This is a genomic window from Brevundimonas sp. FV1ye4L (genome assembly GCF_058681255.1).
Genome location: NZ_CM178734.1, coordinates 1,944,077 through 1,969,948, shown reverse-complemented (window position 1 = coordinate 1,969,948; position 25,872 = coordinate 1,944,077). Strand labels below are relative to the sequence as shown.

The 25,872-nt window shown below is 65.3% G+C and carries 25 protein-coding genes and 2 pseudogenes; 14 read left to right on the top strand and 13 right to left on the bottom strand.

What is annotated here, in order from left to right; all coding sequences use genetic code 11:
* Positions 1-2: 2 nt before the first annotated feature.
* From ACW17X_RS09460 to ACW17X_RS09450, 3 genes are read left to right on the top strand one after another with little or no spacing between them, the layout of a single operon-like run.
* The gene (locus tag ACW17X_RS09460) at positions 3-3,176 is read left to right on the top strand and encodes an efflux RND transporter permease subunit (RefSeq protein WP_492096918.1); all 3,174 of its coding nucleotides are present in this window, start codon (positions 3-5) and stop codon (positions 3,174-3,176) included.
* Positions 3,173-4,585: an efflux transporter outer membrane subunit gene (locus tag ACW17X_RS09455; RefSeq protein WP_492096917.1), complete on the top strand. Its 1,413-nt coding sequence runs from the start codon at positions 3,173-3,175 to the stop codon at positions 4,583-4,585. The genes ACW17X_RS09460 and ACW17X_RS09455 overlap by 4 nt, the downstream gene beginning before the upstream one ends.
* A 37-nt stretch (positions 4,586-4,622) precedes the next feature.
* Entirely contained in the window at positions 4,623-5,219 is a 597-nt protein-coding gene (locus tag ACW17X_RS09450) for a TetR/AcrR family transcriptional regulator (protein WP_492096916.1), read from the top strand.
* A gap of 187 nt (positions 5,220-5,406) precedes the next feature.
* Here the strand turns inward: ACW17X_RS09450 and ACW17X_RS09445 are convergent, their stop codons facing one another.
* A complete protein-coding gene (locus ACW17X_RS09445; RefSeq protein ID WP_492096915.1) occupies positions 5,407-5,691 on the bottom strand; it encodes a hypothetical protein in 285 nt (94 codons plus the stop codon).
* Here ACW17X_RS09445 and ACW17X_RS09440 point away from each other — a divergent pair.
* Positions 5,681-6,400, top strand: coding sequence for a Crp/Fnr family transcriptional regulator (locus ACW17X_RS09440; RefSeq protein WP_492096914.1), 720 nt, complete (start codon positions 5,681-5,683; stop codon positions 6,398-6,400). The two genes, ACW17X_RS09445 and ACW17X_RS09440, sit on opposite strands and share 11 nt — an antisense overlap.
* A 64-nt stretch (positions 6,401-6,464) precedes the next feature.
* Here the strand turns inward: ACW17X_RS09440 and ACW17X_RS09435 are convergent, their stop codons facing one another.
* Positions 6,465-7,157, bottom strand: coding sequence for a Crp/Fnr family transcriptional regulator (locus tag ACW17X_RS09435; protein WP_492096913.1), 693 nt, complete (start codon positions 7,155-7,157; stop codon positions 6,465-6,467).
* Between the two features lie 219 nt (positions 7,158-7,376).
* Here ACW17X_RS09435 and ACW17X_RS09430 point away from each other — a divergent pair, with 219 nt between their 5' ends.
* A complete protein-coding gene (locus ACW17X_RS09430; RefSeq protein WP_492096912.1) occupies positions 7,377-7,640 on the top strand; it encodes a hypothetical protein in 264 nt (87 codons plus the stop codon).
* A 179-nt stretch (positions 7,641-7,819) separates the two neighbouring features.
* Here ACW17X_RS09430 and ACW17X_RS09425 read toward each other — a convergent pair whose 3' ends face one another.
* The gene (locus tag ACW17X_RS09425) at positions 7,820-8,125 is read right to left on the bottom strand and encodes a hypothetical protein (RefSeq protein ID WP_492096911.1); all 306 of its coding nucleotides are present in this window, start codon (positions 8,123-8,125) and stop codon (positions 7,820-7,822) included.
* A gap of 45 nt (positions 8,126-8,170) precedes the next feature.
* Positions 8,171-8,416, bottom strand: coding sequence for a hypothetical protein (locus ACW17X_RS09420; protein WP_492096910.1), 246 nt, complete (start codon positions 8,414-8,416; stop codon positions 8,171-8,173).
* A gap of 61 nt (positions 8,417-8,477) precedes the next feature.
* Between ACW17X_RS09420 and ACW17X_RS09415 the strand changes: the two are divergent.
* Positions 8,478-9,251, top strand: a pseudogene (locus ACW17X_RS09415) (AI-2E family transporter); the annotation flags it as partial.
* 37 nt (positions 9,252-9,288) lie between these two features.
* Positions 9,289-9,534, top strand: a complete 246-nt coding sequence (locus ACW17X_RS09410; protein WP_492096909.1) for an AI-2E family transporter — start codon at positions 9,289-9,291, stop codon at positions 9,532-9,534.
* A 199-nt stretch (positions 9,535-9,733) separates the two neighbouring features.
* On the opposite strand, the gene ACW17X_RS09405 is transcribed toward ACW17X_RS09410, so the two are convergent.
* The gene (locus tag ACW17X_RS09405) at positions 9,734-10,579 is read right to left on the bottom strand and encodes a hypothetical protein (protein WP_492096908.1); all 846 of its coding nucleotides are present in this window, start codon (positions 10,577-10,579) and stop codon (positions 9,734-9,736) included.
* A gap of 52 nt (positions 10,580-10,631) precedes the next feature.
* Here ACW17X_RS09405 and ACW17X_RS09400 point away from each other — a divergent pair, with 52 nt between their 5' ends.
* Positions 10,632-12,077 (top strand): SLC13 family permease, encoded by a 1,446-nt coding sequence (locus ACW17X_RS09400; protein ID WP_492096907.1) that lies wholly within the window; start codon positions 10,632-10,634, stop codon positions 12,075-12,077.
* A 44-nt stretch (positions 12,078-12,121) separates the two neighbouring features.
* Here ACW17X_RS09400 and ACW17X_RS09395 read toward each other — a convergent pair whose 3' ends face one another.
* The 6 genes and pseudogenes from ACW17X_RS09395 to ACW17X_RS09370 all read right to left on the bottom strand — a co-directional run.
* Positions 12,122-12,271 carry a hypothetical protein gene (locus ACW17X_RS09395; RefSeq protein WP_492096906.1) on the bottom strand — a complete coding sequence of 50 codons (150 nt, stop codon included), beginning with the start codon at positions 12,269-12,271 and terminating at the stop codon, positions 12,122-12,124.
* 9 nt (positions 12,272-12,280) lie between these two features.
* Entirely contained in the window at positions 12,281-12,526 is a 246-nt protein-coding gene (locus ACW17X_RS09390) for a DUF378 domain-containing protein (RefSeq protein WP_492096905.1), read from the bottom strand.
* Between the two features lie 398 nt (positions 12,527-12,924).
* Entirely contained in the window at positions 12,925-13,533 is a 609-nt protein-coding gene (locus ACW17X_RS09385; protein WP_492096904.1) for a cysteine hydrolase family protein, read from the bottom strand.
* 4 nt (positions 13,534-13,537) lie between these two features.
* Positions 13,538-13,777 carry a hypothetical protein gene (locus tag ACW17X_RS09380; protein ID WP_492096903.1) on the bottom strand — a complete coding sequence of 80 codons (240 nt, stop codon included), beginning with the start codon at positions 13,775-13,777 and terminating at the stop codon, positions 13,538-13,540.
* The gene (locus tag ACW17X_RS09375) at positions 13,767-14,291 is read right to left on the bottom strand and encodes a hemerythrin domain-containing protein (protein WP_492096902.1); all 525 of its coding nucleotides are present in this window, start codon (positions 14,289-14,291) and stop codon (positions 13,767-13,769) included. The genes ACW17X_RS09380 and ACW17X_RS09375 overlap by 11 nt, the downstream gene beginning before the upstream one ends.
* 97 nt (positions 14,292-14,388) lie before the next feature.
* Positions 14,389-14,562 (bottom strand): annotated as a pseudogene (locus ACW17X_RS09370) (hypothetical protein); the annotation flags it as partial.
* 181 nt (positions 14,563-14,743) lie between these two features.
* Here ACW17X_RS09370 and ACW17X_RS09365 point away from each other — a divergent pair.
* Positions 14,744-15,313, top strand: a complete 570-nt coding sequence (locus tag ACW17X_RS09365) for an SRPBCC family protein (RefSeq protein WP_492096901.1) — start codon at positions 14,744-14,746, stop codon at positions 15,311-15,313.
* A 31-nt stretch (positions 15,314-15,344) separates the two neighbouring features.
* The gene (locus ACW17X_RS09360) at positions 15,345-16,517 is read left to right on the top strand and encodes a zinc-dependent alcohol dehydrogenase (protein ID WP_492096900.1); all 1,173 of its coding nucleotides are present in this window, start codon (positions 15,345-15,347) and stop codon (positions 16,515-16,517) included.
* A 96-nt stretch (positions 16,518-16,613) separates the two neighbouring features.
* Here ACW17X_RS09360 and ACW17X_RS09355 read toward each other — a convergent pair whose 3' ends face one another.
* Positions 16,614-17,987, bottom strand: coding sequence for a metallophosphoesterase (locus ACW17X_RS09355; RefSeq protein ID WP_492096899.1), 1,374 nt, complete (start codon positions 17,985-17,987; stop codon positions 16,614-16,616).
* A 244-nt stretch (positions 17,988-18,231) separates the two neighbouring features.
* Between ACW17X_RS09355 and ACW17X_RS09350 the strand changes: the two genes are divergently transcribed.
* From ACW17X_RS09350 to ligD, 4 genes are all read left to right on the top strand, one after another.
* Positions 18,232-20,460 carry a TonB-dependent receptor gene (locus tag ACW17X_RS09350; RefSeq protein WP_492096898.1) on the top strand — a complete coding sequence of 743 codons (2,229 nt, stop codon included), beginning with the start codon at positions 18,232-18,234 and terminating at the stop codon, positions 20,458-20,460.
* Between the two features lie 138 nt (positions 20,461-20,598).
* Positions 20,599-21,030 carry a DUF2231 domain-containing protein gene (locus ACW17X_RS09345; protein ID WP_492096897.1) on the top strand — a complete coding sequence of 144 codons (432 nt, stop codon included), beginning with the start codon at positions 20,599-20,601 and terminating at the stop codon, positions 21,028-21,030.
* Positions 21,030-22,322, top strand: coding sequence for a PQQ-dependent sugar dehydrogenase (locus tag ACW17X_RS09340; protein WP_492096896.1), 1,293 nt, complete (start codon positions 21,030-21,032; stop codon positions 22,320-22,322). Before ACW17X_RS09345 ends, ACW17X_RS09340 begins: the two co-directional genes overlap by 1 nt.
* Before the next feature lie 17 nt (positions 22,323-22,339).
* Positions 22,340-24,898: a DNA ligase D gene (ligD, locus tag ACW17X_RS09335; RefSeq protein ID WP_492096895.1), complete on the top strand. Its 2,559-nt coding sequence runs from the start codon at positions 22,340-22,342 to the stop codon at positions 24,896-24,898.
* Between the two features lie 108 nt (positions 24,899-25,006).
* Here the strand turns inward: ligD and ku are convergent, their stop codons facing one another.
* Complete coding sequence (gene ku, locus ACW17X_RS09330) at positions 25,007-25,867, bottom strand: non-homologous end joining protein Ku (protein ID WP_492096894.1); 861 nt, start codon at positions 25,865-25,867, stop codon at positions 25,007-25,009.
* Positions 25,868-25,872 lie beyond the last annotated feature (5 nt).

Sequence of the window (25,872 nt, the reverse complement as noted above, 5' to 3'; positions counted from 1 at the left end):
CGATGGCCCGCTTCTTTATTGATCGGCCCATTTTCGCATGGGTCCTGGCGATCGGCTTGATGCTGGCCGGCGTGCTGGCGATTCGCAGCCTGCCTATCGCGCAGTTTCCGACCATCGCCCCGCCGGCCGTGACCATCACGGCCAACTATCCCGGCGCTGACGCCGAAACCCTGGAGCGCACGACGACCCAGGTGATCGAGCAGCAGCTGAAAGGGATCGACAACCTCCGCTACTTCTCGTCGTCCTCGTCGTCGGCCGGGAATGCGACCATCACCCTGACCTTCGAGCAGGGCACGGATCCTGACATCGCCCAGGTGCAGGTCCAGAACAAGCTGCAGGCCGCCACCTCGCAACTGCCCACCGAGGTGCAACGCCTCGGGGTCACGGTCGCCAAATCGTCGAGCAACTTCCTGCTGATCACCGGGCTGTATTCCGACACCGGCTCCCAGACCCAGGTCGATCTGTCCGATCTCGTCGTCTCCAAGTTCCAGGACCCGATCAGCCGGGTCAACGGCGTGGGGGAGATCCAGGTATTCGGTTCGCAATACGCCATGCGGATCTGGCTCGATCCGTTGAAGATGTCGGGATACGGAGTGACTGTCGCCGACGTCACCAGCGCGGTCGAAGCTCAGAACGCGCAGGTCTCTGCAGGCCAGATCGGCGCCCTGCCGGCGCCTGAAGACCAGATGCTGAACGCGACGGTCTCGGTTCAGTCACGCCTTCAGACTCCGGAAGAATTCGGCGCTATCCGGGTGAAGAGCAACACCAACGGCGCTATTGTGCGTCTGCGTGATGTCGCCCGCGTCGAAATGGGCGCGGAATCCTATGGATTCCGTAGCCAGTACAACGGCAAGCCCGCGAGCGGTTTCGGGATCAAGCTGGCGCCCGGCGCCAATGCTCTGGATACGGTCGAGGCCGTTCAGGCCGAAGTCGCGCGCATCGCCCAGACCCTGCCGGCCGGGGTCAAGGTCACCTATCCCTATGACACCACGCCCTTCGTGCGGCTCTCCGTCGAACAGGTGGTTCACACCCTGATCGAAGCCGTGGTCCTCGTCTTCATCGTCATGTTCCTGTTCCTGCAGAACTGGCGCGCCACCCTCATCCCGACCATCGCTGTACCGGTCGTGCTGCTGGGTACGTTCGCGGTGATGAGTCTGTTCGGCTACTCCATCAACACCCTGACCCTGTTCGGCATGGTCCTGGCCATCGGCCTGCTGGTCGATGACGCCATCGTCGTGGTCGAGAACGTCGAGCGACTGATCCAGACCGAGGGGCTGTCCCCCAAGGAAGCCGCTCGCAAGTCTATGGACCAGATCACCAGCGCCCTGGTGGGCATCGCCCTGGTCCTGTCGGCGGTCTTCCTGCCCATGGCCTTCTTCGGGGGCTCTACGGGCGTCATCTATCGTCAGTTCTCGATCACCATCGTCACGGCCATGGTCCTGTCGGTGCTGGTCGCGATGATCCTGACGCCGGCCCTGTGCGCCACTATCCTGAAGCCGCACGATCCGCATAAGAGCCACGGGACCGGACCGCTGGGCCGCTTCTTCGCCTGGTTCAATGACAGTTTCGACCGGGCCACCGTCAGCTACGAGGGCGGAGTCCGCAAGACGGCCAACGGCTGGAAACGGTCGTGGCTGGTCTATCTCCTGATCTGCGGCGTCATGGCGTTCGCCTTCATGCGCCTGCCGAGCGGCTTCTTGCCTGAAGAGGACCAAGGCATGATGATCGCCATGGTTCAGGGCCCGTCCGGCGCGTCGCTTAACCGGACCGACAAGGCTCTGGACGTCGTCCGGAATCACTTCCTCAAGGACGAGGCCGCCAATGTCGAAGGCGTCTTCACCATCAGCGGTTTCTCCTTCGCTGGTCAGGGCCAGAACGCCGGCCTCGCCTTCGTCCGCCTTAAGGACTGGGAGGAGCGCAAAGGCCCGGCCAACAAGGCTCAAGCGGTCGCCGGTCGGGCCATGGGCGCCTTCTCGCAATATCGCGACGCCATGATCTTCGCCTTGGTGCCGCCGGCCGTGTCCGAGCTTGGCAACGCCACCGGCTTCGACATGTGGCTGGTTGATCGCACGGGCGCCGGCCATGAAAGCCTGCTGCAGACGCGGAACATGATGCTGGGCATGGCGGCTCAGGATCTGAGCCTGTCCCAGGTGCGTCCGCTGTCGCTGGACGACGCCGCCCAGTTGAAGATCAACATCGACCAGGACCGGCTCGCCGCCCTGGGACTGGACCTGGCCACCGTGAACAGCACCGTCTCCACGGTTTGGGGCGGAACCTATATCAACGACTTCATCGACCGCGGCCGGGTTAAGAAGGTCTACATCCAGGCCGACCAGCCCTATCGTCAGAAGCCCGAGTCCCTGAGCGATTTCTACGTTCGCGGCGCTTCGGGAGAACTGGCGCCCTTCACCGCCTTCTCTACCCAGTCGTGGACGCAGGCGCCGGTCCAACTGACTCGCTACAACGGCGAGCCCGCGATGCAGATCCAGGGAGGACCGGCCGCAGGCGTCAGTTCCGGAGCGGCTATGGCCGCCATGGAGGCGATCCACGCTAAGACGCCTCCAGGGACCGGGTTGGAATGGACCGGCCTGTCCTATGAAGAGCAGATGTCGAGCGGCCAGGCGCCGGCTCTGTACGCCCTGTCGCTTCTGATCGTCTTTCTGTGCCTCGCGGCCCTTTATGAGAGCTGGACCGTGCCTGTGGCGGTGTTGCTCGTCGTGCCGTTGGGTGTTCTTGGCGCGGTTCTCGCGGCGCAGTTCACAGGTCTTCAGAACGACATCTATTTCCAAGTCGGCATTATCACGACCATCGGTCTGGCGGCCAAGAACGCCATTCTGATCGTCGAGTTCGCCGAGGAGCGGGTGCGTCAAGGCATGGGCGCCATGGAGGCGGCCGTCGAGGCGGCGCGGCTTCGGCTGCGGCCGATCCTGATGACCAGTCTGGCCTTCATCTTCGGCGTCCTGCCGCTGGCGATTTCGACCGGCGCCGGCGCCGGCGGACAGAACGCCATCGGTCAGTCGGTGATCGGCGGCATGCTCAGCGCCACCGTCCTGGCCATCTTCTTCGTGCCGATGTTCTTCGTCGTCGTGACCAACCTGTTCAGGTCGCGCAAGCCGGCCTCGCCACCCAGTCCCACCTTTCAGAGCGGCGAAGCCGCCGAGAGCGTCAAACCATGATCAAGTCGATCTCAATCCTGTTGGCCGGGGCGGCGCTGCTGTCGGGATGCAATCTCGCCCCCGCCTTCGTCCAGCCGACGGGCGTCGTTCCGGCGTCGCTGCCGCAAGGCGGGGTCTATCCAGACGCGGCGGCCAACCCCGTGGCGGTCGCTGACCTAGCGTGGAAGGACTTCTTCACCGACGACCGTCTTCGTCAGGTCATCGCCCAGGGCCTGGACAACAATCGCGATCTCCGGGTGGCGGCGGCCAATGTCCTGGCCGCGCGCGCCCAGTACCGCGTGACCCGGGCCGACCGGCTTCCGACCGCCTCTCTCAGCGGCTCTGCGACCTATACCGACAATGCGTCCCAGGTCGCGGCCGCCGGGGCCGCGCCCGGGTCGGACGTGGAGTCCTATTCGGTCGATCTGGGCGTCTCGGCCTTTGAGATCGATCTGTTCGGTCGGGTCCGTAATCTGAGCGAGTCCGCGCTTCAGCAGTATCTCGCGACCGAGGAGGGCCAGCGCTCGACCAGGATCAGTCTGATCGCGGAAATCGCGACCGCCTGGCTGACGCTCGCAGCGGACCAGGACCAACTCCGACTGTCTCGCCAGACCCTCGACAGCTATGCGGAGACCCTGTCCCTGACCCAGGCGCAGTTCCGGCTGGGCACGGCGTCGGAGCTGGAGGCCCGCCAGGCGGACGTCCAGTATCAGTCGGCGCGCAATGACGTCGCTGTGCTGGAAACCACGGTCGCCAAGGATCGCAATGCGTTGGAACTGCTGGTCGGTGCGCCGGTCGCGGCTGATCTTCTGCCGGAAGGTCTGAACGAAGCTGGCGCGACCCTGGCGGCGTTGCCGACAGGCGTTTCGTCGGAGGTTCTGTTGGCGCGCCCGGACGTGCTGCAAGCCGAGCGCCAGCTGCGTGGGGAAAACGCCGACATTGGCGCGGCTCGCGCAGCCCTGTTCCCGACCATCTCGCTGACGGCTTCCTACGGCAGCGCCAGTTCGGCCTTGTCTGACCTCTTCTCGGACGGCAGCTACGCCTATTCCGTGACACCGGGCATCAGCCTGCCGATCTTCGACGCAGGCCGCCGGCTGGGCAATGTCCGCCTGGCCGAGGCAAACGCCCAGGCGGCGGTGGCGACCTATGAAAAAGCCATCCAGACGGCCTTCAGCGAAGTCGCCAACGCCCTGGCCCAGCGCGGCACGATCACTGAACAGGTCTCGGCCCAGACGGCTCGGGCCGAGTCTGCGCGGGCGGCCGCGACGATTTCCGAGGCTCGCTACCGCGTCGGAGTCTCCTCTTTCCTGACGGCGCTGGACGCACAACGAACCGCGTACAGCGCCGAGCAGCAGTTGCTGAACACCCGCCTCAGCCGCGGGACCAATCTGGTGGAGCTGTATCGCACGCTCGGCGGAGGGCTGCGGTGATCTGCGCCGGGGACGTCGTCCGTGCCGTGAGCATCTCATGACACGCCCGACCGTCCCCGGCCCCATCGAAGGGAATGGCTCGAAATCTCCAAAGCACGGACGACGCTCCGGCCGGCATAGACCTGGTCAACAGATCACGCGAAGCGCCATCCTGTTCGCTGGGCGTAAACTGTTCATCCAGCGAGGTTTCGGGGCCAGCCTGCGCGAGATCGCGGTGGAAGCGGGCATCGACCATGCCTTGGTCTACCGGCATTTCGAATCCAAGACGGACCTTTTCAGTCAGATATTCGACCAGCCTGTCGGTCGTGAAGACGGGGCGGAAATATTGGATGAGCACGGCATCGTCGCTCAGGAGCGGATCGATGATCTTGTCCTGGTTGCGGTGCGGTCGGCGTCCGATCCAGCGGCGAGGGCCCTGATCTGCGGCATATTTGAGCGTCGCCTCATTCCCCCGCTTGCCCGGGCCTTGGGCGGAGAGGGGGCAAAGGAGCGCGCCCGGCTTTTGCTCGCTCTCGCGGCGGGGGTGGAGGTGGTCCGCGACACGCCTGCAGCCGCCGAGGCACAGCGCGACGCGATGCGACCGATCATAGCCAAGATCGTGCAGGAGATTCTGGCGACGTCCAGCCCCCCCTGAGGCCCTTGCCCCCTCAAGCGTGCCGATTGAACCGGGGCAATCCGCCGGTGACGCCGCCGTCTGACGTCGCCTCCAGACGACGGGGACGGCCGTGCAGCCCAGGCCTGGGCTCAGATTTGGCGGACGGCGGGCGGTCCGGTCCGGCCATTGGAGATCTGATGCGAATCGCTTGCGCGCTGGGTCGCATCTACGCCGCCGCGACATGCACTTCATAGATGCGGCCTCCGGCCGCATTAAACAGAACGAGATCCACAGTGGCTCCGTAGACGCCCTGGATGGCGTGGTCTCGCAGCAGATCTCCCATCGCCAGCAACGCTTGACGGCGAGCCGCGTTGTCATCGACGGCCGCAAGTTCGAGGCGCTCGTCGAGGCCCGCGACACCCAGCTCGAGTCTGTATCCGCTCATGACGTCGAATACGCGCAAGTTGGAATACTGGATCACTCCGACGAGGATCTGTTCAATGACGGACATTCTAGCGCGCAAGCTGGAACGCCGCGACGATATCTCAAGCGCGCAACGCGACGCCATTCTCGGACTGCCCGTCGAGCCCCGGCGCTTTCGGTCGGGCGATATGATGGTCTGGGAAGGGGAGCTGCTAACCGACAGTCTGCTTCTGGTGACCGGTTTTGCGGGGCGATTTGCACTGTTGAACAACGGCGGCCGCCAGTTCACCGAGCTTGGATTACCTGGCGATTTCATGGATCTGCACGGCCTGATTATGAAGCGTCTTGATCACGGCGTGATGGCGATCTCGGATTGTGACGTGGCCGCCATCCCACACGACGCCTTGCGAAATCTAACGGCCGACGACCCGCATCTTGGGCGTCTATTCTGGCTTGAGACAGTGGTTGACGCGGCCATTCACCGCATGCGGTTGGTCGGGCTGGGTCGACAGGATGCGCAGGCTCGTATGGCCCACCTATTCTGTGAAACCCAGGTCCGGCTTGAGGCGGTGGGGCTGGCCGACCAGGACGGCTTCGGCTTTCCACTCAACCAGACCGAGCTGGCGGATGTGCTCGGCTTGTCGTCGGTGCACGTCAACCGCACCTTGATGGTCCTACGCGCTGCGGGCCTCATGGACTGGAGAGGGGGGCGGGTGACCCTCAATGACTGGACGCGCCTCGTCCGTCTCGCGGAGTTCGACCCGCTCTATCTGCGTTTCTGGAAAGAGCCCGTCTGAAGGTCAGCCGTCCGAAGCCGGCGCCGACGCCTTCCACGGTTGTCCTGAAGCCGCATTGATGCGGTCAGCAACCGCAGGCGAAACCCTCGAGCCGTGCGGGGTCGGTGACGATCAGCCGCCCCCGCGACAACCGCACCGCGCCGTCGCGCTCCAAAGCCTTGACCGCGGCGTTAATGCTGGTGCGCTGTACGCCCATGGCCTGCGCCAGAATGGCTTGGGTGGTGCGCAGTTCGGCGCCCTGAATCTGGTAGAGTCGAAGAACCCAGTTGGCGGTGCGATGCGGCACTTGATGGACGGCGTTACAGGCGGCCTCAGCCTGGATGCGCGCGAGCCGATCCAGCGCATGGCGCGCGAAGACGTGCTCGATCCAGGTCTGTCCCATCAGATCCGCCAAGTCCTCGGCCGGCGTCTCAATCCATCGCGTGTCGAGCATCGGCAAAAGACGCACCGGGACGAAGGCTGACGCCAGCGACGCTTCCCAGCCGAACATCGAGCCACGACCATGCAAGCCGACGCAGGCGATATTCTTGCGATCAAAGGCGCCGAGGGCGCCCTCGGTGACAAAGCCAATGGCTGCGCGGCCATCGACGCCTTCCCCCGCCCGCAGGCTGCGCGACTGACCCTTTTGGCGGATCAGGTCCTGAACCTTGTCCGGCATCAGCCGCAGGACAGGATGATCGAGAACCGCTTGGGAGTGGTCACCGATCCGGGCAGGTTCAGGGAGACTGGCTCTCGCATCAGAGGAGGCGGCGTACATGTGCGAACACTGACCTACCGCGAACGGTCAAGGCATTCACATAGGTTAAGCCCGTGCTCAGACGATGCATTTTGTGCGCCGGGGATGATCCGACCCAACCTATGTGAAGGGGAGGGGCGCTGAATGACGCTGTGCCCGATCAAGGGCGGCATTGGCGATAATTGGCGGTACGGAACCGACTCGCAGGCGACCTCCTTATGACAACGAAGGAGCTTTGCCATGACCACGCGATTCTTTGATGTTCGGCTTGAGCGGGACGGCGAGGAGCGAAAGGTTCGGGTTCCGTCGCAGACCGGCGTCCAGGCCGCCGATGCGGCTGCGCCCCTGATGGTATCGGGAGAACGGATTGTCGGTATCGAGGCGGCACAGGACGATGGCCTCCAGCAGGCCGACGGGCCGCCGGCGCTTTCGCAGGCGGCCGAGCTTTCGGATGTCACGCCGGGCGCGGCTGCCGCACCAAAGCCAGCCCCGGCGACAGATTGAGGGCGTCGGCTACTGGGTACACGCACCTGCTCATTCACATCGCTAGAGGCTTGAGCTGCGTTAGGAAGCCGGGCTGCGGAGGGATGGTGCTAAGGCCTGACCATGATCGCGGGCAGTCCGGGCGGCTGGGAAAGATCGGTAGCCGCTGTGGGGCGCTGGTGCGCAGTGAAACCTGCCGATCAGGAGTCTGGATCGAGGGGCAGAAGGAAGACACGCTCGTAGCCGGCATGTCCATCTGTGGTTGGGAAAGCGACGTAGTCTTCGCCCGATGTCCGGACCAGATCGCGAACCAAATCGCTGAACTCGTCTCGCAACCCTTTATGGGCCACCAGAAGAACACCCTCGCCTTCGGGCACAATCCTGCAGGCACAGGATTCATTGCGTAGCTTGTCGAGCAGCCGTCCCATGTTGATCGGGTAACATTGTTGGGCGGCAATTTTAACAGGTCTCAAGAGATTTTGATGGAGGGGTGAGGCGGACCCCATGACCGGATCAACGCTATTCCTGCAAATTGCTCGGCGGCGCCGGGATCAGCCGGATGTCTGAGCATGGGGCCGGCCAAACTCGTGATGACCAACGATCACCGCATTTATCTCCATGCTCCAGACCGGGTAGCCTGCTCGAACACGCGACGAACGCTGAGTACGGGCCGCATCCGCGTCGACGACTATCGGCGCCTGGTGGATTTTCGGGTTCCGCAACCGCTTCCACCCGGTCGAGACGCCGATCGTCCACCTAGGTTCGTCTCGAGCGCCGATGCCGATCTGCGTGACCATATCACCGTCGCAACCGGCCGCTGCCGTGTTCCCCGATCCCTATAAGTTGGAAAGCTGATACATGAGCGAGACCGCCCGCCCAGCCCCGCGCCTGGACCCCGTCTTCGTCCACAAGGCGTTGTTCATCGCCGGCCTGATCATCTTCCTGGCGTTTGCGTGGAAGCTGGCGAGCATCCTGCTTCTAGCGTTCGCCTCCGTCATCATCGCCGTGCTCTTGCGCAGTCTGGCGGACCCGATCCGGGCGCGCACCGGCCTCGGCACGGGGTTCAGCCTGACTTTGGCTTCCTCCATTATTATGGGCGTGCTGGTCGGATCCGGCTGGCTTTTTGGGGCCACGATCGTCTCCCAACTCGACGCCCTGGCCGACCGCATTCCCCGTTCACTCGTCGAACTGGAGGTCCTACTGGAAGCCCTGCCGTTTGGCCGGGAAATCGCCAGTCGTCTGAATGGCGCCGCCACGCCGGATTTGCAGAACATGGTTAGCCAGGTCGGCGGCTATGTGATGGCGGTGACCGGCGCGGGCGCCAATCTGCTGCTGGTCATTTTCGCAGGCCTGTACTTCGCCGCCCAACCCGGGCGGGCGCGGGACGGTCTGCTGTTGCTGATCCCGGAAAAGCCGCGCCAGCCGCTCCGCCAGGCCGCCGACGAGAGCGGCCGCGCGCTTCGCCTCTGGCTGGTCGGCACGCTTGCATCCATGGTGGTCGTCGGCGTTCTAACCGGGATAGGGACGGCGCTGATCGGCCTGCCGTCGCCCGTCGCGCTGGGCCTCTTCGCCGGGCTGGCGGCCTTTGTTCCCATCGTGGGGCCTCTCGTGTCGGTCGTGCCGGCCATGCTTCTTGCGCTGGATCAGGGGCCGGAGATTCCTTCTCACCGTGGCGGTCTATTTCATCGTCCAGCAGATCGAGAGCAATCTGATCTACCCGGTAATCCAGAAGCGCGCGGTCGATCTGCCGCCCGTCCTAACCTTGTTCGGCGTTCTCGGGATGGGCACGCTGTTCGGGCCGCTTGGCGTCGTATTCGCCTCGCCGCTGCTGGTGGTCGGACTGGTCTGGATCAAGCTGCTTTATGTCCGCAACACACTGGGTGAAGACGTCCCGCTACCGGGACGCAGTGAATAGGCTGAATCCACAACGCGATTCCTGCACCACCAGCAGGAACGTGCGGCCTCAGGTCATCTTCTTGTAAAGCGAGAGCCTAAGGACGGAGGGCTTCTCAGCGAAGATAACGGCCAGTCAAAGAGGGATGATCGCGATGTGGAGCCGTAGTCCGCTCCCGCAATCATAAAGTTCTCCTTGTCGGCCAGGATCGACTTGGACGTCAGCCGTCGCGCCACTCGCTGAGCATCCTGCCTTCGGCGTCCTCGAAGGCGACGCGATCAAGTTGAACCGCGCCGATGCAGACGGGGCGCTGATCGGGATTGGCGGCGCGGCAACGAATGGCGCGACCATCGGCAAAGGCCGCCATTCGGCCTTCCAGCACCAGGCGATAGCCTCGACTGGGCGTCACGGCCGGCTGCCCGTCTTCGCCGCGCACGATGAAATCATAGGCCCGGCCGTTTCGACGTCCGGTGCGGGGCCCGTCTTCCTCGAAGACGGCCGCGAGACCCATCGTCTGGGGCGAGGGCGCCGCCGGTCCGCTGGCCAGGGGATCGCCCTGCGCCCCGGGGCAGCCGTCCGCCCGCAGCCAGGGACGCGGCAACCAGAATCCCTCGACGCTCTCCCAGGTTTCGGCGCCGCCCGCGACCAGGGGGGACGCTGTCCAGTCGCCCGGCGCCAAGCTCAGTTTCAGGCTCCGCCTCCGCTCCCCCCAGGACCAAGCGGCGAGACCGTCGCCCGTCGCCGTGTCTGCGGGGGGCGGCGTTGCGCCCGCGCAGCCGAAGGCCTGACGAACCACGAACCGTCGTCCGACCAGACTGGGACCCCCGACCTCGCGCCCCGCCGCATAGGCGGACGCGGCCACATCCATGGCCTGGAGCAGTCCGGCGCGGTCCAGCGTCGGCGCAGGCCCGACAGCCACGATTGGCGTTTGTGTCTGAGCGGGAGCGGTGGTCGGCGCAGGCGCTGCGTCCTCGCGCTGGCAGCCGGCAAGGACGGGACCGAAAATCAGAACGGACGCCGCAAGCGCGACGACCGAGGGGCGAGGCGACGCGATCGGTTCGAGCATGAAACCATCCTAGCACGGGGTTCGCTGTTTTGGGGGCGATTCCCGAAATAGGTTGACGAAAGCGATAGAGGGCGGTCTGCACGGGCTTATGACCTTCGACCAGATCGCTGCGCTGGCGGTGCTCATTGGCGTGATCGGCGTGCTGATCCACGGCAAGCTACGCGCCGACGTCGTCGCCCTGACCGGCGCCGCCGCCCTTCTGCTTCTGGGCGTGGTCCGACCTGTCGAGGTGCAAGGCGCCTTCGCCAGTCCCGCCGTCATCGCCCTGGCCGGCCTGTTCGTCATCGCCTACGCCATCGAGCTGTCAGGGCTGCTGGGCCTGCTTATCCGGCAGGCGACGCAACTGGCAGCCCGTATCGGAGCGCGGGGGATCTGGATCGTCATCGGTCTTTGTGGATCGGTCGGCGGTTTTCTCAACAACACCCCCGTCGTGGTGCTGGCCGCGCCGGTGATCCGCGACGTGGCCAAATCCCTGAGGCTTTCGCCCAAGCGTTTCCTGATGCCGCTGAGCCATGTCACCGTCATGGGGGGACTGCTGACGCTGATCGGCACCTCGACCAACCTTCTGGTCAACGACATGGCGCGCAACGCCGGCCAGCCCGTCTTCGGCCTGTTCGAGATCACGCCCGTGGGGCTCTTCATCGCGATCGTCGGCGGACTATGGCTCTATTTCGTCGGCGCCCGGCAACTGGGCCGGTCCGTCACGATGGACGAGGCCGAGGCCGCGCGCCTGGCTGAGATGGAAGAGGCGCGACAGCGCGCCGAGACCGACGCCGCAGGGCGGCGCAAACGCATACTGCCCTTCGGCCTGCCGCGTCTTGGCGAGTCCCGCAACCAGTCGGACGGTTCAGGCGATGCGCACCTGGGCGACGTCGATCTGTACGGAGCGGCGGATCGGCCCTTCCGTCTGCGTCCGGCGATGATTTCTCTGGCTATCTTCGTCCTGGTGATCGCCTCGGCCGCCCTGGGGTGGGCGCCGATCGCCGCCTCGGCCTTCGCCGGCGCAGTGGCGTTGATCCTGCTGAGAGTCATTACGCCAGAAGAAGCCTACGCCGGCCTGAGGCCTGAGATCCTGTTGCTGATCGCCGGCATGGTGGTGGTCGGCACGGCCATAGAGGTGACCGGCCTGGCCTCGGCCGGCGCGGATCGTCTGATCGACATCATACGGCCGATGGGGCCGCTGGGCGCGTTGATCGTGCTCTATGGCGTGACCCTGTTTGCGACCGAACTTCTGTCCAACGCCACCGTCGCTGTGCTCATTACGCCCATCGCCGTCGCCCTGGCTGAAAGCCTGGGCGTCGATCCCCGGCCCTTCCTGGTCTGCGTCATGATGGCCGCCTCGGCCGCTTTCGCCACCCCCTTCGGCTATCAGACCAATGTGCTGGTCTTCAACATGGGCGGCTACAGCTACATGGACTTCGTGCGCGTTGGTCTGCCGTTGAACCTGGTGACCTGGATCGCGGCCATGGTGGCGATACCGGTATTCTTCCCCTTCTAATCTCTGCGATGTTTAGGGCTCGGATACGACCTCAGTCCCCGCGCCTAGAATGGCGGGGGCTGAGTGCTGAAGAAGGCCGTCGCGCCGACGCCCACATAGAGGAGGGCGAAGGCGATCAGCAGCAGGATCGCGAGGCGGCCGAGGCGACGGCGATCTTTGAGGTTGCGGGGCTTTTGGCGCTCGGGATCCGACATGGGGTTGCGTCAGACACGACCCGTCGAGGACCGCACGCCGGCCTCTGCGTGGGGTTCGTCCGTCTTCATCGCGGCCAGGAAGGGCACGATCTGCCACAGGGCCGACAGGCCGACCAGAACATAGACGATCCGAGACAGGGCTGAACCCTGGCCGAAGATGGCGGCGACGAGGTCAAAATCGAAGGCGCCGACCAGGCCCCAGTTGAGGCCGCCGACGATGACGAGGAGAAGTGTGATTAGGTTCAAGATTTTCATGGGCTTGCTCCGGTGATGTCACCAAGAAAACCCTGTGGCCCGCGTGTGTTCCGTGACTGCACCGCCGACGTCTGATGCGATCAAAATCGGACATTGGGCAACCCTGTCCTGCGTTGAAGCGCAAGTCGCGTCGGGTTCCCGACACGCAGCAACCGCCCGTGGTTGAGGGGCTTTCAGAGCCTGTCCGGCGGTTGGCTGCGTCAGCGCTGCGCCCGCCGGATCCTTACTCGCAAAACGAAGCGCCCCCTTGCCGCCAACCGATCCCGAAATCCTTGCGCGGAGCATCGAGCGAACGTTTCGGTGGGGGCGCGTCGCCATCGTCGTCGCCCTTATGGTCGCGACCGTTCTTGCCGGGTGGCTGATCCGGCTGTTGGCCCAGCCCTAACTAGACCTCCGGCTTAAGCCGAGCGCCACGCCGACAGGATATCCTCGACCTCCGCGGTCTCGATCTGCTGCCCATAGCGGCGGTGATAAAGCGCGATCAGGCCGTCATGGTCCTCGTCCGACGAGCTGCATAGCGCGTCGGTCGCCACCACGACGCGGTAGCCGAGGTCCACCGCGCCCAGCACAGTCGCCAGCACGCAGACATCGGTCTCAGCCCCCGTGACCACCAGCGTGTCGACGCTGCTGCGCCGCAGTACGGCGTTCAGGTCGGTTCCGGTCCAGGGCGAATAGAGGGTCTTGTCGAAGATCCAGCCCGGCGGTGCGAAAGGCTGCAGATCTCGCGCCAGGTCCACCATGGGCTCTCCCAAGGCTTCGAGGGTCATGGAGGGCCAGCGGTCCCAGTATTTGCGCCAGGTCCCCCGACCTTCCCCGGGTCGTGCAGCAGGGATGAATCGCGTGAAACAGGTGCGGTCGGCGCGTTGCTCGCACAGGCGAACGATCACCGGAAGAACCCGTTCAGCCCAGGGCGTCTTCCAGTCGGTGTCCTCGACGAACATCCTCTGCATATCGACGCAGAGATGAACCGCCGAGGCCGGGATTTCGGCGTTCAGACCCTGCGCCATGCTGTCAGCCCGCCTTGTCCATCGGGGCGCCTTCCTGTCCATCCCCGTCTGCGTTGGGCGATGAGGGCTCCACCTCGTCGGACGACGGCTTGGTCTGGGTGTCGGCGTGATGTTCGATACGCCCGCTCTCGACCTCGGCGCGGGAGAAGACCTCTTCCTGCCCCGCCTCCAGCAGTTGATCTTCCGGTCCGCCGAGGCCGCCCTGGGCGAGGCCGGAGCGGCTGGCAGAGGGCTCAGCCGACATAGCGTTGGTACTCTTCGGTGTAGCGGGCGGTCAGTCGGTCCTGGTGTTCGCCATGTTCCTTCAGGTGCATGAACCAGCCGTTCTCCTCCTCGAACATGTGAGTCAGCACCGCGCCCTCGATATGCTCCCATTTGTCGAGCCAGGCGTCGGAGGAGGGCGCGATATTCTCCAGTTCGGCCATCTGCATCTTGGCCGTGGTCTGCTCGGAATAGGCGACGCCCGCCTGGAGCTTGTGCCTGTGCTGCGCCATGGCCGGATAGAGGACGAGCTCTTCGGCGAGGGAATGACCGTTCAGAACCAGCGCCAGGTTCTGCATCGCCGCCGTGCGGTCCGCCGCCGATTTCGCGGTTCGACCCTCGGCAAAGGCGGAACGAATGAGCTCGTGGTGGTCTAGGGCGAGCGAAAGCCAGTTGCCGGACTGGGCGGCGGCCCTGGCCTTCTCGGTCGCCTCGCGGCGATGCTCTTCAGACGGTTGCGGGGTGATGGCGGCCAGCGCCTTGTCGATGACGGACATGAATCCTCCAGGGGTTTGACCTCACAGCGCAAAAACCCGCATCCGCGTTCCTCTGTCTCAAAGCGGACCTAGAAACGGATCGTCGGCGTCGCTCGGGTCAAAGCCTCTTCCGAGGCGAGTTCGGCCTGCGCCGGACCGGATCGACCCGCCCGCCGAGGCCTTCCAGCACCTGAATCGCTTCGACCAGGGGGGTATCGGCCGCGACCACCAGATCGTAGCCGTCGTCTGCGAACAGCTTGGCTAATTCATAGCCGATTCCCGACGAGGCGCCGGTGACGACGGCAAGGGGTCAAGCGGCTTCGGCGGCGGTCTGGTCGAGGGCGTCGGTCATGGAGTCTCCGCGGATATTGGCTGGAGAACTCCTGCAACGGGGCGCTGTTCCGACCAAAAACCCGACGGAACGAAGAGCGTGCGGCGCGGTTGACGAGTTTCAGCTGATCGGAGCCAAACCCATGTCTCATAGCGAAGTTTCCACCGACGCCGATGTCGGTTCCACCGCCTTCATCGACAGCGATCGAAGGGAAGGCGACCATGACGCCTCCAGCCTTCAGGCGGTGCTGATCAATCGCCCAAAACAGGATCTCTACGCCTTCTGGCGCGACTTCAGAAACCTGCCGGCCTTCATGGAAAACGTGAAGACGGTGCAGGTGCTGGAGGACCGACGGTCGCAGTGGACGATTGCAGGACCGGCCGGGGCGGACATCGACCTGGTGTCTGAAATCACCGACGACGTTCCCGGCGAGCGGATCGCCTGGACCTCCACCGAAGGGTCCGACATCGATCACGAGGGATGGGTCGAGTTCCGCGAAAACGCCTTCGGCCGGGGCACGGAGGTCCGGGTCTTCATCAGCTACGACCCGCCTGCCGGCGTCGTCGGCAAGGTCGTCGCCAAGGTCATGCAGCGCGAACCCCGTGTTCAGGCGCGGCGCGAACTCCGCCGCTTCAAACAGCTGATGGAGACGGGCGAAATCTCGACCTCGAAGGCGCCGGACGCGGCGCCGCGCGCCTCGCGCCACTTCTGATCCCAGTCCATTCTTAGATAAGGAACCGCCCATGCGCGCTCTCACCTGGCACGGCAAACACAATGTTCAGGTCGACACCGTCCCTGATCCCCAGATCGTCAACCCGCGCGACGCCATCATCAAGATCACGGCCACCGCCATCTGCGGCTCGGACCTGCACCTTTACGACAGCATGATCCCCGGCATGTCGAACGGCGACATTCTGGGCCACGAGTTCATGGGCGAGGTGGTGGAAGTCGGCCGGGGAAACACCAGCCTGAAAAAGGGCGACCGGGTGGTGGTGCCCTTCGTCATCGCCTGCGGACAATGCTTCTTCTGCGAGCGTTCGCTACCGGCGGCGTGCGACAACTCAAACCCCGCCGACAAGTCCGACGCCACCGAGATCGCCTATGGTCACCCCGTCGCCGGCCTGTTCGGCTATTCGCACCTGACGGGCGGGTTTGCCGGAGGCCAGGCGGAGTACGCCCGCGTGCCGTATTCCGATTATGGGCCGATCAAGATCCCCCACGGGATAGAAGACGAGAAGGTGCTGTTCCTGTCGGACATCTATCCGACCGGCTGGATGGCGGCCGAGAATGCGCAGATCCAGCCGGGCGACACGGTGGCGATTTGGGGCTGCGGCCCGGTGGGCCTGTTCGCGATCAAGAGCGCCATCCTGCAAGGAGCCGGCCGCGTCATCGCCATCGACCGCCACCCGAACCGTCTCGCCCTGGCCAAGGCCAATGGCGCCGAGGTGCTCAACTATCATGAGGTGAAGGTGCGCGAGGCCCTTCAGGAAATGACCGCCGGTCTGGGGCCTGACAGCTGTATCGATGCGGTCGGCATGGAGAGCCATGGCTTCTCGCCGGACAACATCATCGACGCGGTCAAACAGGAGACCCGGCTCGGGACGGATCGCCCGCATGTATTGCGCGAGACCATCATGGCGGTGCGAAAGGGCGGCACGGTTTCGGTCCCCGGCGTCTATGGCGGGGTCGCCGACAAATGGCCCGTGGGCGCCTTCATGGAGAAGGGGCTGACGTTGAAGACGGGCCAGACCCATGTTCAGCGCTATCTGCCGCAACTGCTCCAACTGGTGCTCGACGGCAAGATCGACACCACGGATCTGATCAGCCATCGCCTGCCTCTTGAACAGGCGCCGGAAGGCTACAAGAACTTCAAGGAAAATCAGAACGAATGGACCAAGGTGGTCCTGAAGCCTTAGGCGAGGGGTCAGCGGCTGCAGGTGAAATCCTCGAGCCCCGCGCGGTGGTGACGATCAACCGGCCCCTGCGACAGGGCGCCTGCTTCCAAGCCTTCCTCAGGCCTCGAAAAGCGCCGAGGCGGCGACCGCCTTGACCCTGCGGTCCGGGATTTCTGTGAACCGGAGGGTCGTGGTCCCGAAGTATTCGGCCTGGTTGGCGGCGCACCAGTCGGTCGTGACGATGCGCGTGTCGCCGGCCCCTCCTGTGTCGCCCGACCATTGGCGTGAGGTCGCGCCATAGAGGAAGTCGCCGGTTCGTTGGTTCAGCGGAATTGGCCGATCCTGATTGGCGCGGGCCATGAAGGCGTCCAACTGGGCGAACGACACATCGGCCGCCATTAGCCGGCCGTCGAACCGCACGATGGAACCAAACATGTGCCGGGTGACGGGTCCGGCCGGCGCGCCTGTTCCCAAAGTGGTGTGGCCGATGAAGCCGGCGTCGGCGCCGGCCGCCTCTGCGAAACCGGCGGCGATGCGGCGGCCGGTGTCGCCGAGCGACAGGGCATGGGCCCGGCGTCCCAGCACCACGCGGTCCTCATCCGTCAGCTGGGCCGCGAGGGTCGCGTCGATCAGGCCCTGTAGCGGCGGCCAGGACGGGGCGTCGGCCATGACCGCGCGAGACTCGGCCGTCACTGACCCGTCTTCATGGAAGTCCGCCACTGTGTAGGCGTTGGTCCAGGAGCCGGTGTGCGCATAGGCGCTGCGCCCCTGGCTATGCTGGAACAGCAGGTGGTCATGGCCGCCGATCATCAGCGCCCCGTCCGGCAGCAGGGGCAGGATGGTCCGATCGGCCACGACGCCGGCGTGGCTCAGGACCAGGACCGGATCGGCGCCCTGCGTCAGCTTGGCAAGATGGGCGCTCGCCCATTCGCCCGGCGCCGGGATGGACAGCTGCGCGCGCGACGCCTGCGGATAGGTGTTCAAGGCATTGGTCGCCAGGCCGACGATCCGCAGTCTGCGTGACCCGAACGGGGCGGTCGTGCTCGGCGCGGCGTAGGTCGCCCCGGTCCTTGTATCGACGATGTTGCTGACGACCAGCACGCCCAGGCTTCGCATCCGGGCCACGACCTCGGCCAGATCCGGCGTCAGATCATTGTCGTGATTGCCCAGGTTGACCACGGTGGGCGCTAGCTGGGCCGCCTCGGCCAGGAAGGCCCAGTCGACGGCGCCGCCCGAACGGACAGACACAGCGTTGCCGTGCTCGAAGATGTCGCCGTTGATCGCGATCACATGGGGGACGCCGTGAGACTTCACTTCGCGCTCGAACGCGGCCAGCAGCCGACCGGTCCGTTCGTAGGCGGAATGCATGTCCGAGACCGCCAGCACGCGGCCGATCACGTGGTTTCGCCGAGCCGCCGCCAGACCGGGCGTCAGGACCGCCGCTCCGGCGAGTTGAAGCAGCCGGCGGCGAGATGGCGTGACGAAGGACATGCACGAACCTGAATATGTCGGGAGGGATGCGGAACCAGGCCACGCAGGCCTCCAGTTTCGCATCTGAAATCAAGCGGCACAATATCGCGCGACGTCGCGCCTGTTGATGTCTGTTCGATTGTCGCACCCCTGTGTCCGCGTCTTCAAAGGTTCAAATTTCCGGTGCGGTCTCGGCTGGCGACTCGTCTCCGGAGGCCTTACGGGCACGCGCGACAGCTTCCCATGTCGCCAAGGAAATAATCCCATGCTTCGTCAAGCCCTGCTTGCCGCCACCGTCAGCGGCGTCGCCCTGCTGAGCGCCGGCGCCGCCCTCGCCCAGACCGATGCTGAGCCGGCCGGCGTCGACGACATCGTCGTCACCGCCCAACGCCGCAGCGAGAACATCCGCGAGGTGCCGTTCGCCGTCACCGCCCTGAACACCCAGACGCTGCAAGAAATTTCTGCAGGCGGCGCCGACATCCTGTCGCTGTCGGCGCGCGTGCCCAGCCTTCAGGTCGAAAGCTCGAACGGCCGTTATGCGCCGCGCTTCTATATCCGCGGTTTGGGCAATGTGGACTTCGACTTCACCGCCTCCCAGCCGGTTTCGGTGGTGCTGGACGATGTGGTGCTGGAAAGCGTCTATCTGAAGGGCTTCCCCCTGTTCGACGTGCAGCAGCTGGAAGTTCTGCGCGGTCCGCAGGGCACCCTGTTTGGCCGCAACACCCCGGCCGGCGTGGTCAAGATCGACACCGTCAAGCCGTCGGACGCCTTCACGGGCTTCGGCTCGCTGACCTACGGCAACCTGGGTTCGACCCGGACCGAGGCCGCCGTCACCCTGCCGGCGTCGGACACGCTTCAGGTGCGCGGCGCCATCCTGTGGAACCACCGCGATGATTGGGTCAACAACGCCTACAACCCGTCCTTCGCCGACGCCAATGATGACGACCTGGGCGGCTTTGACGATCTGGCCGCCCGCGTCCACGTTGCCTGGACCCCGACCGACCGGCTCTCGACCCTGCTGACCTTGCAGGCGCGCGACTATGACGGCACGGGCACGATGAACCGCGCCAACGCCCTGACCAAGGGTTCGAACGAACTGAACGGCAATTTCGACCGCGACACCGTCTATTACGACGGCGGCCGCAACAACTTCCAGAAGCAGCAGACGACCTCGCAGTCGCTGCGCGTCGCCTATGATTTCGGCCCCGCCACCCTGACCGGGATCGTCGGCTCGTACCAGGGCTGGTCCCAGGGCGACGGCGACATCGACGGCGGCGTGGCTTCGGCCCCGGCGACGGCTCCTTACAAGACGCCGTTCAACTCCGAGACCGGCACCCTGTCCAGCGACCTGCTGCAGAATACCTACGAACTGCGGCTGGCCTCGAACGACGACGCCCGCCTGGGCTGGCAGATCGGCGCCTTCTATTGGGACGAGCGCATCAACCTGGTCTCGGGCACCTTCAACGGCGTCGGCGGTCTTCAGCCGACCAAGGTCACCGACATCACCCAGAAGTCCGACTCCTGGTCGGTGTTCGGCCAGGGCAGCTACAAGCTGACCGAGGCCCTGAAGGTGACGGCGGGCGTGCGCTACACCGACGACAGCCGCGACTATTTCGGCCGTATCGTCACCGGCACGCCGGTGGGCGGCCAGGGCGCCGTTTCGGTCGGCGACGAACAGGTCAGCTGGGACGTCAGCGCCCTGTATGAGGTCAATGACAGCCTCAATCTGTTCGCCCGCGTGGCCAAGGGCTATCGCGGCCCGTCGATCCAGGGCCGCAACCTGCCGGTCCTGACCACGGCCGAGTCCGAGACGGTCATGTCCTACGAGACCGGCTTCAAGGCCCGCCTGTGGGACGGTCGCGCCCGCCTGAACGGGACGGCCTATGCCTATGAAGTCAGCGACATGCAGTTCACCGCCATCGGCGGCGCGGACAACTCCAACCGCCTGATCAACGCCGACAAGGGCGAAGGCTACGGCCTGGAGCTGGACGGCGACATCGATCTGGGCGCGGGCTTCAGCCTGTCGGCCGGCGCGGCGTGGAACCACACCGAGATCAAGGACAGCGGCCTGCTGGTGGCTATCTGCGGCTCGAACTGCACCGTCACCGACCCCATCGTGACTGTGGGCACGACCCGTCGCGCCAACGTCGACGGCAACCCCTTCCCTCAGGCGCCGGAATACACCGCCAACCTGACGCTGAACTATGTCCTGCCTCTGGGCGACGACACCGAGTTCTTCGCCTCGACGGACTGGGCCATGCAGAAGGACTTCAACCTGTTCCTGTATGAATCGGTCGAGTTCATGCAAGACACGGCGTTCGAAGGCGGCCTGCGCGCCGGCTGGCGGGATCTGAACAAGGGGCTGGAAGCGGCCGCCTATGTTCGCAACATCACCGATGAAGAGAACGTCATCGGCGCCATCGACTTCAACAACCTGACCGCCTTCGTCAACGAACCCCGCACCTACGGCGTTCAACTGACCAAGCGTTTCTAAGCCTGTGACGGGCCGTCGGCGTCTCGCCGGCGGCCCGTTCTGCTGCGTTCGGTCGCGCTCGACCGGATGAACCAAAGTCCGGGCCGCGTGTTGGGTTCGACGTCGCCGTATCGTGGCGACGCCGCAGGAAACCCTCTCATGCCCGCTGTCGCCGCCTTCCGTGAGAGGCTGAATCCGCTACGCGGAATCCTGATGGCCTTCCCCATCGCCCTGTTCACCTCCGCCCTCATCAGCGACATCGCCTATCTGAAGTCCGCCCAGATGCAGTGGTCGAACTTTTCGGCCTGGCTGATCGTCGGCGCCCTGGTTTTCGGTGGACTCGCGGGCCTGTGGGCCATCATCGATCTGGCTCTGTCCTGGCGCACACCTGCGCGACGGGCCGCCGTTATCCATCTGGCCGCCCTGGCCCTGGCCTGGATCTTTGGCCTGATCAACGCCTTCAAGCACAGCCAGGACGCCTGGAGTTCGGTCGGCGCCTTCGGTCTGACCCTGTCGATCCTGTCGACCCTTCTGGTCCTGATCGCGGGCTGGCTGGCCTATTCCAACTCGACCGTGCGGGAGATCGCGTGATGATCAAGACCCTCCTTTGCACCACTGTCGCGGTCCTGGCCCTGGCGGGTTGCAGCCGCAGCGACCCTGATCTGAAACAGACGGGCGCCAATCCCGATCTTCCGGGCCTGAACGAGACCCTGGTTCCGCCGATGAAGATCGCCAATCCGATCGGCTGGAACGGCGAACTGCCCACCGTGCCGGACGGCTTCGTCGTCACCCCGATGGCGACCGACCTGCAGATTCCGCGTCAGATCCTGGTCCTGCCCAACGGCGACATCCTGATCGCCGAAGGCTCGGGCGGCCACGCCCCCAAGCTGCGGCCCAAGGACTTCATCGCCGGCATCATCAAGGCCAAGGGCAAGACTTCCGTCAAGGGCGGCGACCGCATCACCTTGCTGCGCGACGCCAACGGCGACGGACAGCCCGAGGTCCGCACCACCTTCATCGACAATCTGGACGCCCCCTACGGCATGGCCTTCGTGGACGGCGCCCTCTATGTCGCCGAACAGGGCGCGCTTTTGCGTTTCCCCTACCAGCCGGGCCAGACCCGGGTCACCGCGCAGGGACAGGAGCTGACCAAGCTGCCGTCGGCGATCAATCACCACTGGACCAAGTCGCTGACCGCCAGCGCCGACGGCCAGACCCTGTATGTCGGCATCGGCTCGAACAGCAATATCGGCGAGCGCGGCATGGCGGTGGAGGAGGAACGTGCGGTGGTCTGGGCCATCGACCGCGAGACCGGCGCCCACCGCACCTTCGTCACCGGCATCCGCAACCCGACCGCCCTGGCCATCGAGCCGACCACAGCCGCCCTGTGGGCCGTGGTGAACGAGCGAGACGAATTGGGCCCGCAACTGGTCCCCGACTATTTGACGTCGGTGCGTGAGGGCGCCTTCTATGGCTGGCCCTATTCCTACTGGGGCCAGAACACCGATCCGCGCGTCCATCCGCAGAAGCCTGATCTAGTGCAGAAGGCCGTCAAGCCGGACTATGCCCTGGGTTCGCACGTCGCCGCCCTGGGCCTCAGCTTCGCGCAGGATGGCGGCTTCGGCGGCGGCTTCAGCCAGGGCGCCTTCATCGGCGAACACGGCAGTTGGAATCGTCAGGACCTGGCAGGATACAAGGTGGTCTGGGTGCCCTTCTCGGGCGGTCGTCCCGCCGGTCCGCCGGTCGATTTCGCCACCGGCTTCATCAAGGACGGCGAGGCGCGCGGTCGTCCGGTCGGCGTGACCTTTGATCCGCAGCGACGGATCCTGCTGGTCGCCGACGACCTGTCCAACACGGTCTGGCGTATCGCGCCGCGTCAGTAACGGGTGGGCGAGGCGGCATGGCGCACGGACTGGACACCTATCGGGCCAAACGGGACTTCACCCGCACGCCCGAACCGTCCGGCAAGGGGAAGGCGTCCCGCAAGGGGCGTCTGACCTATCTGATCCAGCGCCATGCCGCGACACGGCTCCACTACGACTTCCGCATCGAACATGACGGGGTGCTGAAATCGTGGGCCGTGACCAAGGCCCCGTCGCGTGATCCCGCCGTCAAACGGCTGGCGGTGGAGGTCGAGGATCACCCGCTCGACTATGGAAGCTTCGAGGGGACCATCCCTTCCGGCAACTATGGCGCCGGCACGGTCCAGCTGTGGGACCAGGGCGAGTGGGAGCCCCAGGAGCCGGACGTCGAGGCGGCGCTGAAGCGGGGCTCGCTGAAGATGATCTTGCACGGCGAACGGCTCAGCGGCGGCTGGGCTCTGGTCCGGCTCAAGTCTGATCGGGGCAAGCCGTCGAAGCGCAACAACTGGCTGCTGATCAAGGAAAAGGACGAGGCGGCCGTACCGGGCGAGGGCGACGCCAATATGGAGATCGACGCCTCCGTCGCCTCGGGCCGCAGCCTGGCGGAGATAGCCGAGGGTAAGAAACAATGGACCGCCTCTCGCCCCGTGGCGCGCAAGGGGCCGGCAAAGCCCAAGGCCAGGTCGGGCGAGGCGAACCTGGCCAAGCCGCCGGCCTTCGTCCCCATCCAGCTGTGCAAGGTGGCCGACCATCCGCCCGGCGGCGCGGGCTGGGTGCATGAGATCAAGTTCGACGGCTACCGTATCCAGGTGGCGACCGGGGGCGGAGAGGCGCGGCTCTATACCCGGCGCGGTCACGACTGGACCGATCGCTTTCCTGAACTGGCGGCGGATGCGGCGGCCTGGCCCGACGGGGTGGTGGACGGCGAGCTGTGCGCAATGAGCGAGGATCACACGCCGGATTTCTCAGCCCTGCAGGCGGCCATCGCAGATCAGAAGACGAGCGAGCTGGTCTATTTCGCCTTCGATCTGCTGCGCGAGGGCGAAGACGATCTGCAGGACCTGCCGCTGTCGCACCGAAAGGCGCGGCTGCAGGCCCATATCGACCGCGTTCCGGCCAAGGCGCGCAAACGGCTGCGGTATGTGGATCATTTCGCCTCGACCGGGCAGGCGGTTCTGGACGGCGCCTGCCGTATGGATCTGGAAGGCGTGATCTCCAAGAAGCTGGACGCCCCCTATAGGGCGGGTCGATCCTCGACCTGGGTCAAGTCGAAATGCCGAGGGCGCGACGAGGTGGTGATCGGCGGCTGGTCGTCCGAAGGCGGGACGCGGTTCCGCTCCCTGCTGGTCGGCGTGGCGGAGGACGACGGGCTGCGCTACCTCGGCCGGGTCGGCACGGGCTATGCCGCTCCTCTGCTAAAGACTCTGTTGCCGGCCCTGAAGGATGCGGCGGCTGAACCCTCGCCCTTTGTCGGCAAGAGCGCGCCGCGGGGCGGCAAGGACATTCATTGGGTCAAGCCGGTGCTGGTCGCCGAGCTGGAACATGGCGGCCTGACCGAGGGCGGATCGTTGCGGCACGCGGCCTTCAAGGGCCTGCGCGAGGACAAGCCGGCCCAGGACGTGACCGACGATCCGCAGGCGGCTGTCGCCGCCAAGCCCGCCGTCCGGAAGACCAAGACCGCTTCAACCTCCGCATCCAGCAAGGTCGTCGTCGCCGGGGTCACCCTGTCCAAGCCCGACAAGATCCTGTGGCCCGCCGTCGGCGGTCGGCCGGCGGTCACCAAGGCCGATCTGGCGCGCTATTACGAGGCGGCGGCGGAGCGGATTCTGCCCCACGTCGCCGACCGGCCAGTCTCGATCATCCGAGCGCCGGACGGGATCGAGGGCGAGACCTTCTTCCAGCGCCACGCCATGCCGGGGTCCAACCCCCGCCTGAAGCTGATCGACGTCCATCAACGCCACCCCTATGTCGCCGTCACCGATGTCGGCGGCCTGGTCGCCGTCGCCCAGTCGGGCGGACTGGAGCTTCACCCCTGGGGCTGCAGGCCGGGCGATCCCGAGACGCCGGAACAGATCACCTTCGACCTCGACCCGGATGAAGGCCTGGATTTCGCGGCGGTGATTGCGGCGGCCAAGACGGTGAAGGCGCAATTGGAACAGCGGGGCCTGCATCCCTTCGTCAAGACGACCGGCGGCAAGGGGCTTCATGTCGTCGTCCCGATCCGTTCCGATGCTCGCAGCCGCATCGAATGGGACCAGTGCAAGGCCTTCGCCAAGGCGATCTCGGAGGAGGTGCGACGCGCCGATCCCGACCGGTTCACCACCACCCTGGCCAAGAAGGCGCGGGGCGGGAAGATCTTCATCGACTATCTGCGCAATGGCCGCATGGCCACGGCGGTGGCGCCCTGGTCGGTGCGCGCGCGGCCGGGTGCGGGGATCGCCTTCCCCCTGTCGTGGGGTCAGGTGAAGGCGGGGCTGGACCCGAAGGCCTTCACCCTGCACGACGCGTCCGCCCTGCTGAAGAAGGCCGACCCGTGGAAGGATTTCCGTGCGGGGGAAGTCAGTCTGCGCCCGGTGCTGAAGGCGATGGGGCTGTAGGCGGCTTTGTCGTGGTTTCAGTGAATAGTGTTAGTGAGCAAGAGGTGAGCTGCCCACGTCCGCCTCGCTCACCTCTTGCTCACTAACACTATTCACCAAGGCTCCGCCTCAGGCGGCCTTCTTGCGAGACGCCGGCTTCTTCTTTGCCGGAGCCTTGGCGGTCTTCGTCCTCGCTGCCGGCTTGGCGCCGGTCGCCGCGCCCTTCAGGCTGTTGCGCAGGGCTTCCATCAGGTCGATCACATTGGTGTCGTCGGGCTCGGGCGCCTCGATCACGTCCTTGCCGCCCTTCTGCTTGGCCTTGATCATCTCGCGCAGGGCATCGTCGTAGCGGTCCTTGAAGGTCGCGGGGTCGAAGTCGGTCTGCTTCTGGGCGATGATCCGGCTTGCGATATCGACCATGTCCTTGTCGGCCTTCACCGTCGGAATATCGTCGAAATAGTCGTCGGCCTCGCGCACCTCGTCATGCGCGCGCAGCGAATAGGCCACCAACCCCTTGCCCCGCACCTCCAGCGCCAACTGACGCTCGCGGCCGCGCAGCACCAGAGTGCCGATGGCGATCTTTCCAGCGCTCTTCATGGCGTCGCGGATGACGGCGAAGGCTTCGGCCCCGACGCCCTTTTCCGGCACGACGTAGAAGGGGTCGTTCCAGTAGAGCCGATCAATCTCGTCTTCATCGACAAAGCTGTCGATACAGATGGTCCGTGTCGTCTCCAGCTTCACCTTGTCGAAATCGGCATCGTCGAACAGGACGTATTCGTCCTTCGACACCTCATAGCCCTTGACCAGATCCGAGCGCTCGATGGGGCCGGTGTCCGGGTCGGTGGGCACCATCCGGATACGGTTGTTGGTGTCGGGATTGATCAGGTGGAAACTGACATGGGCGGTGGACGAGGTCGCCGTGTAGAGGGCGACCGGGCAGGTCACCAGCGACAGTTTCAGATGTCCCTGCCAGGTGGGTCGTGCGGCCATGATCG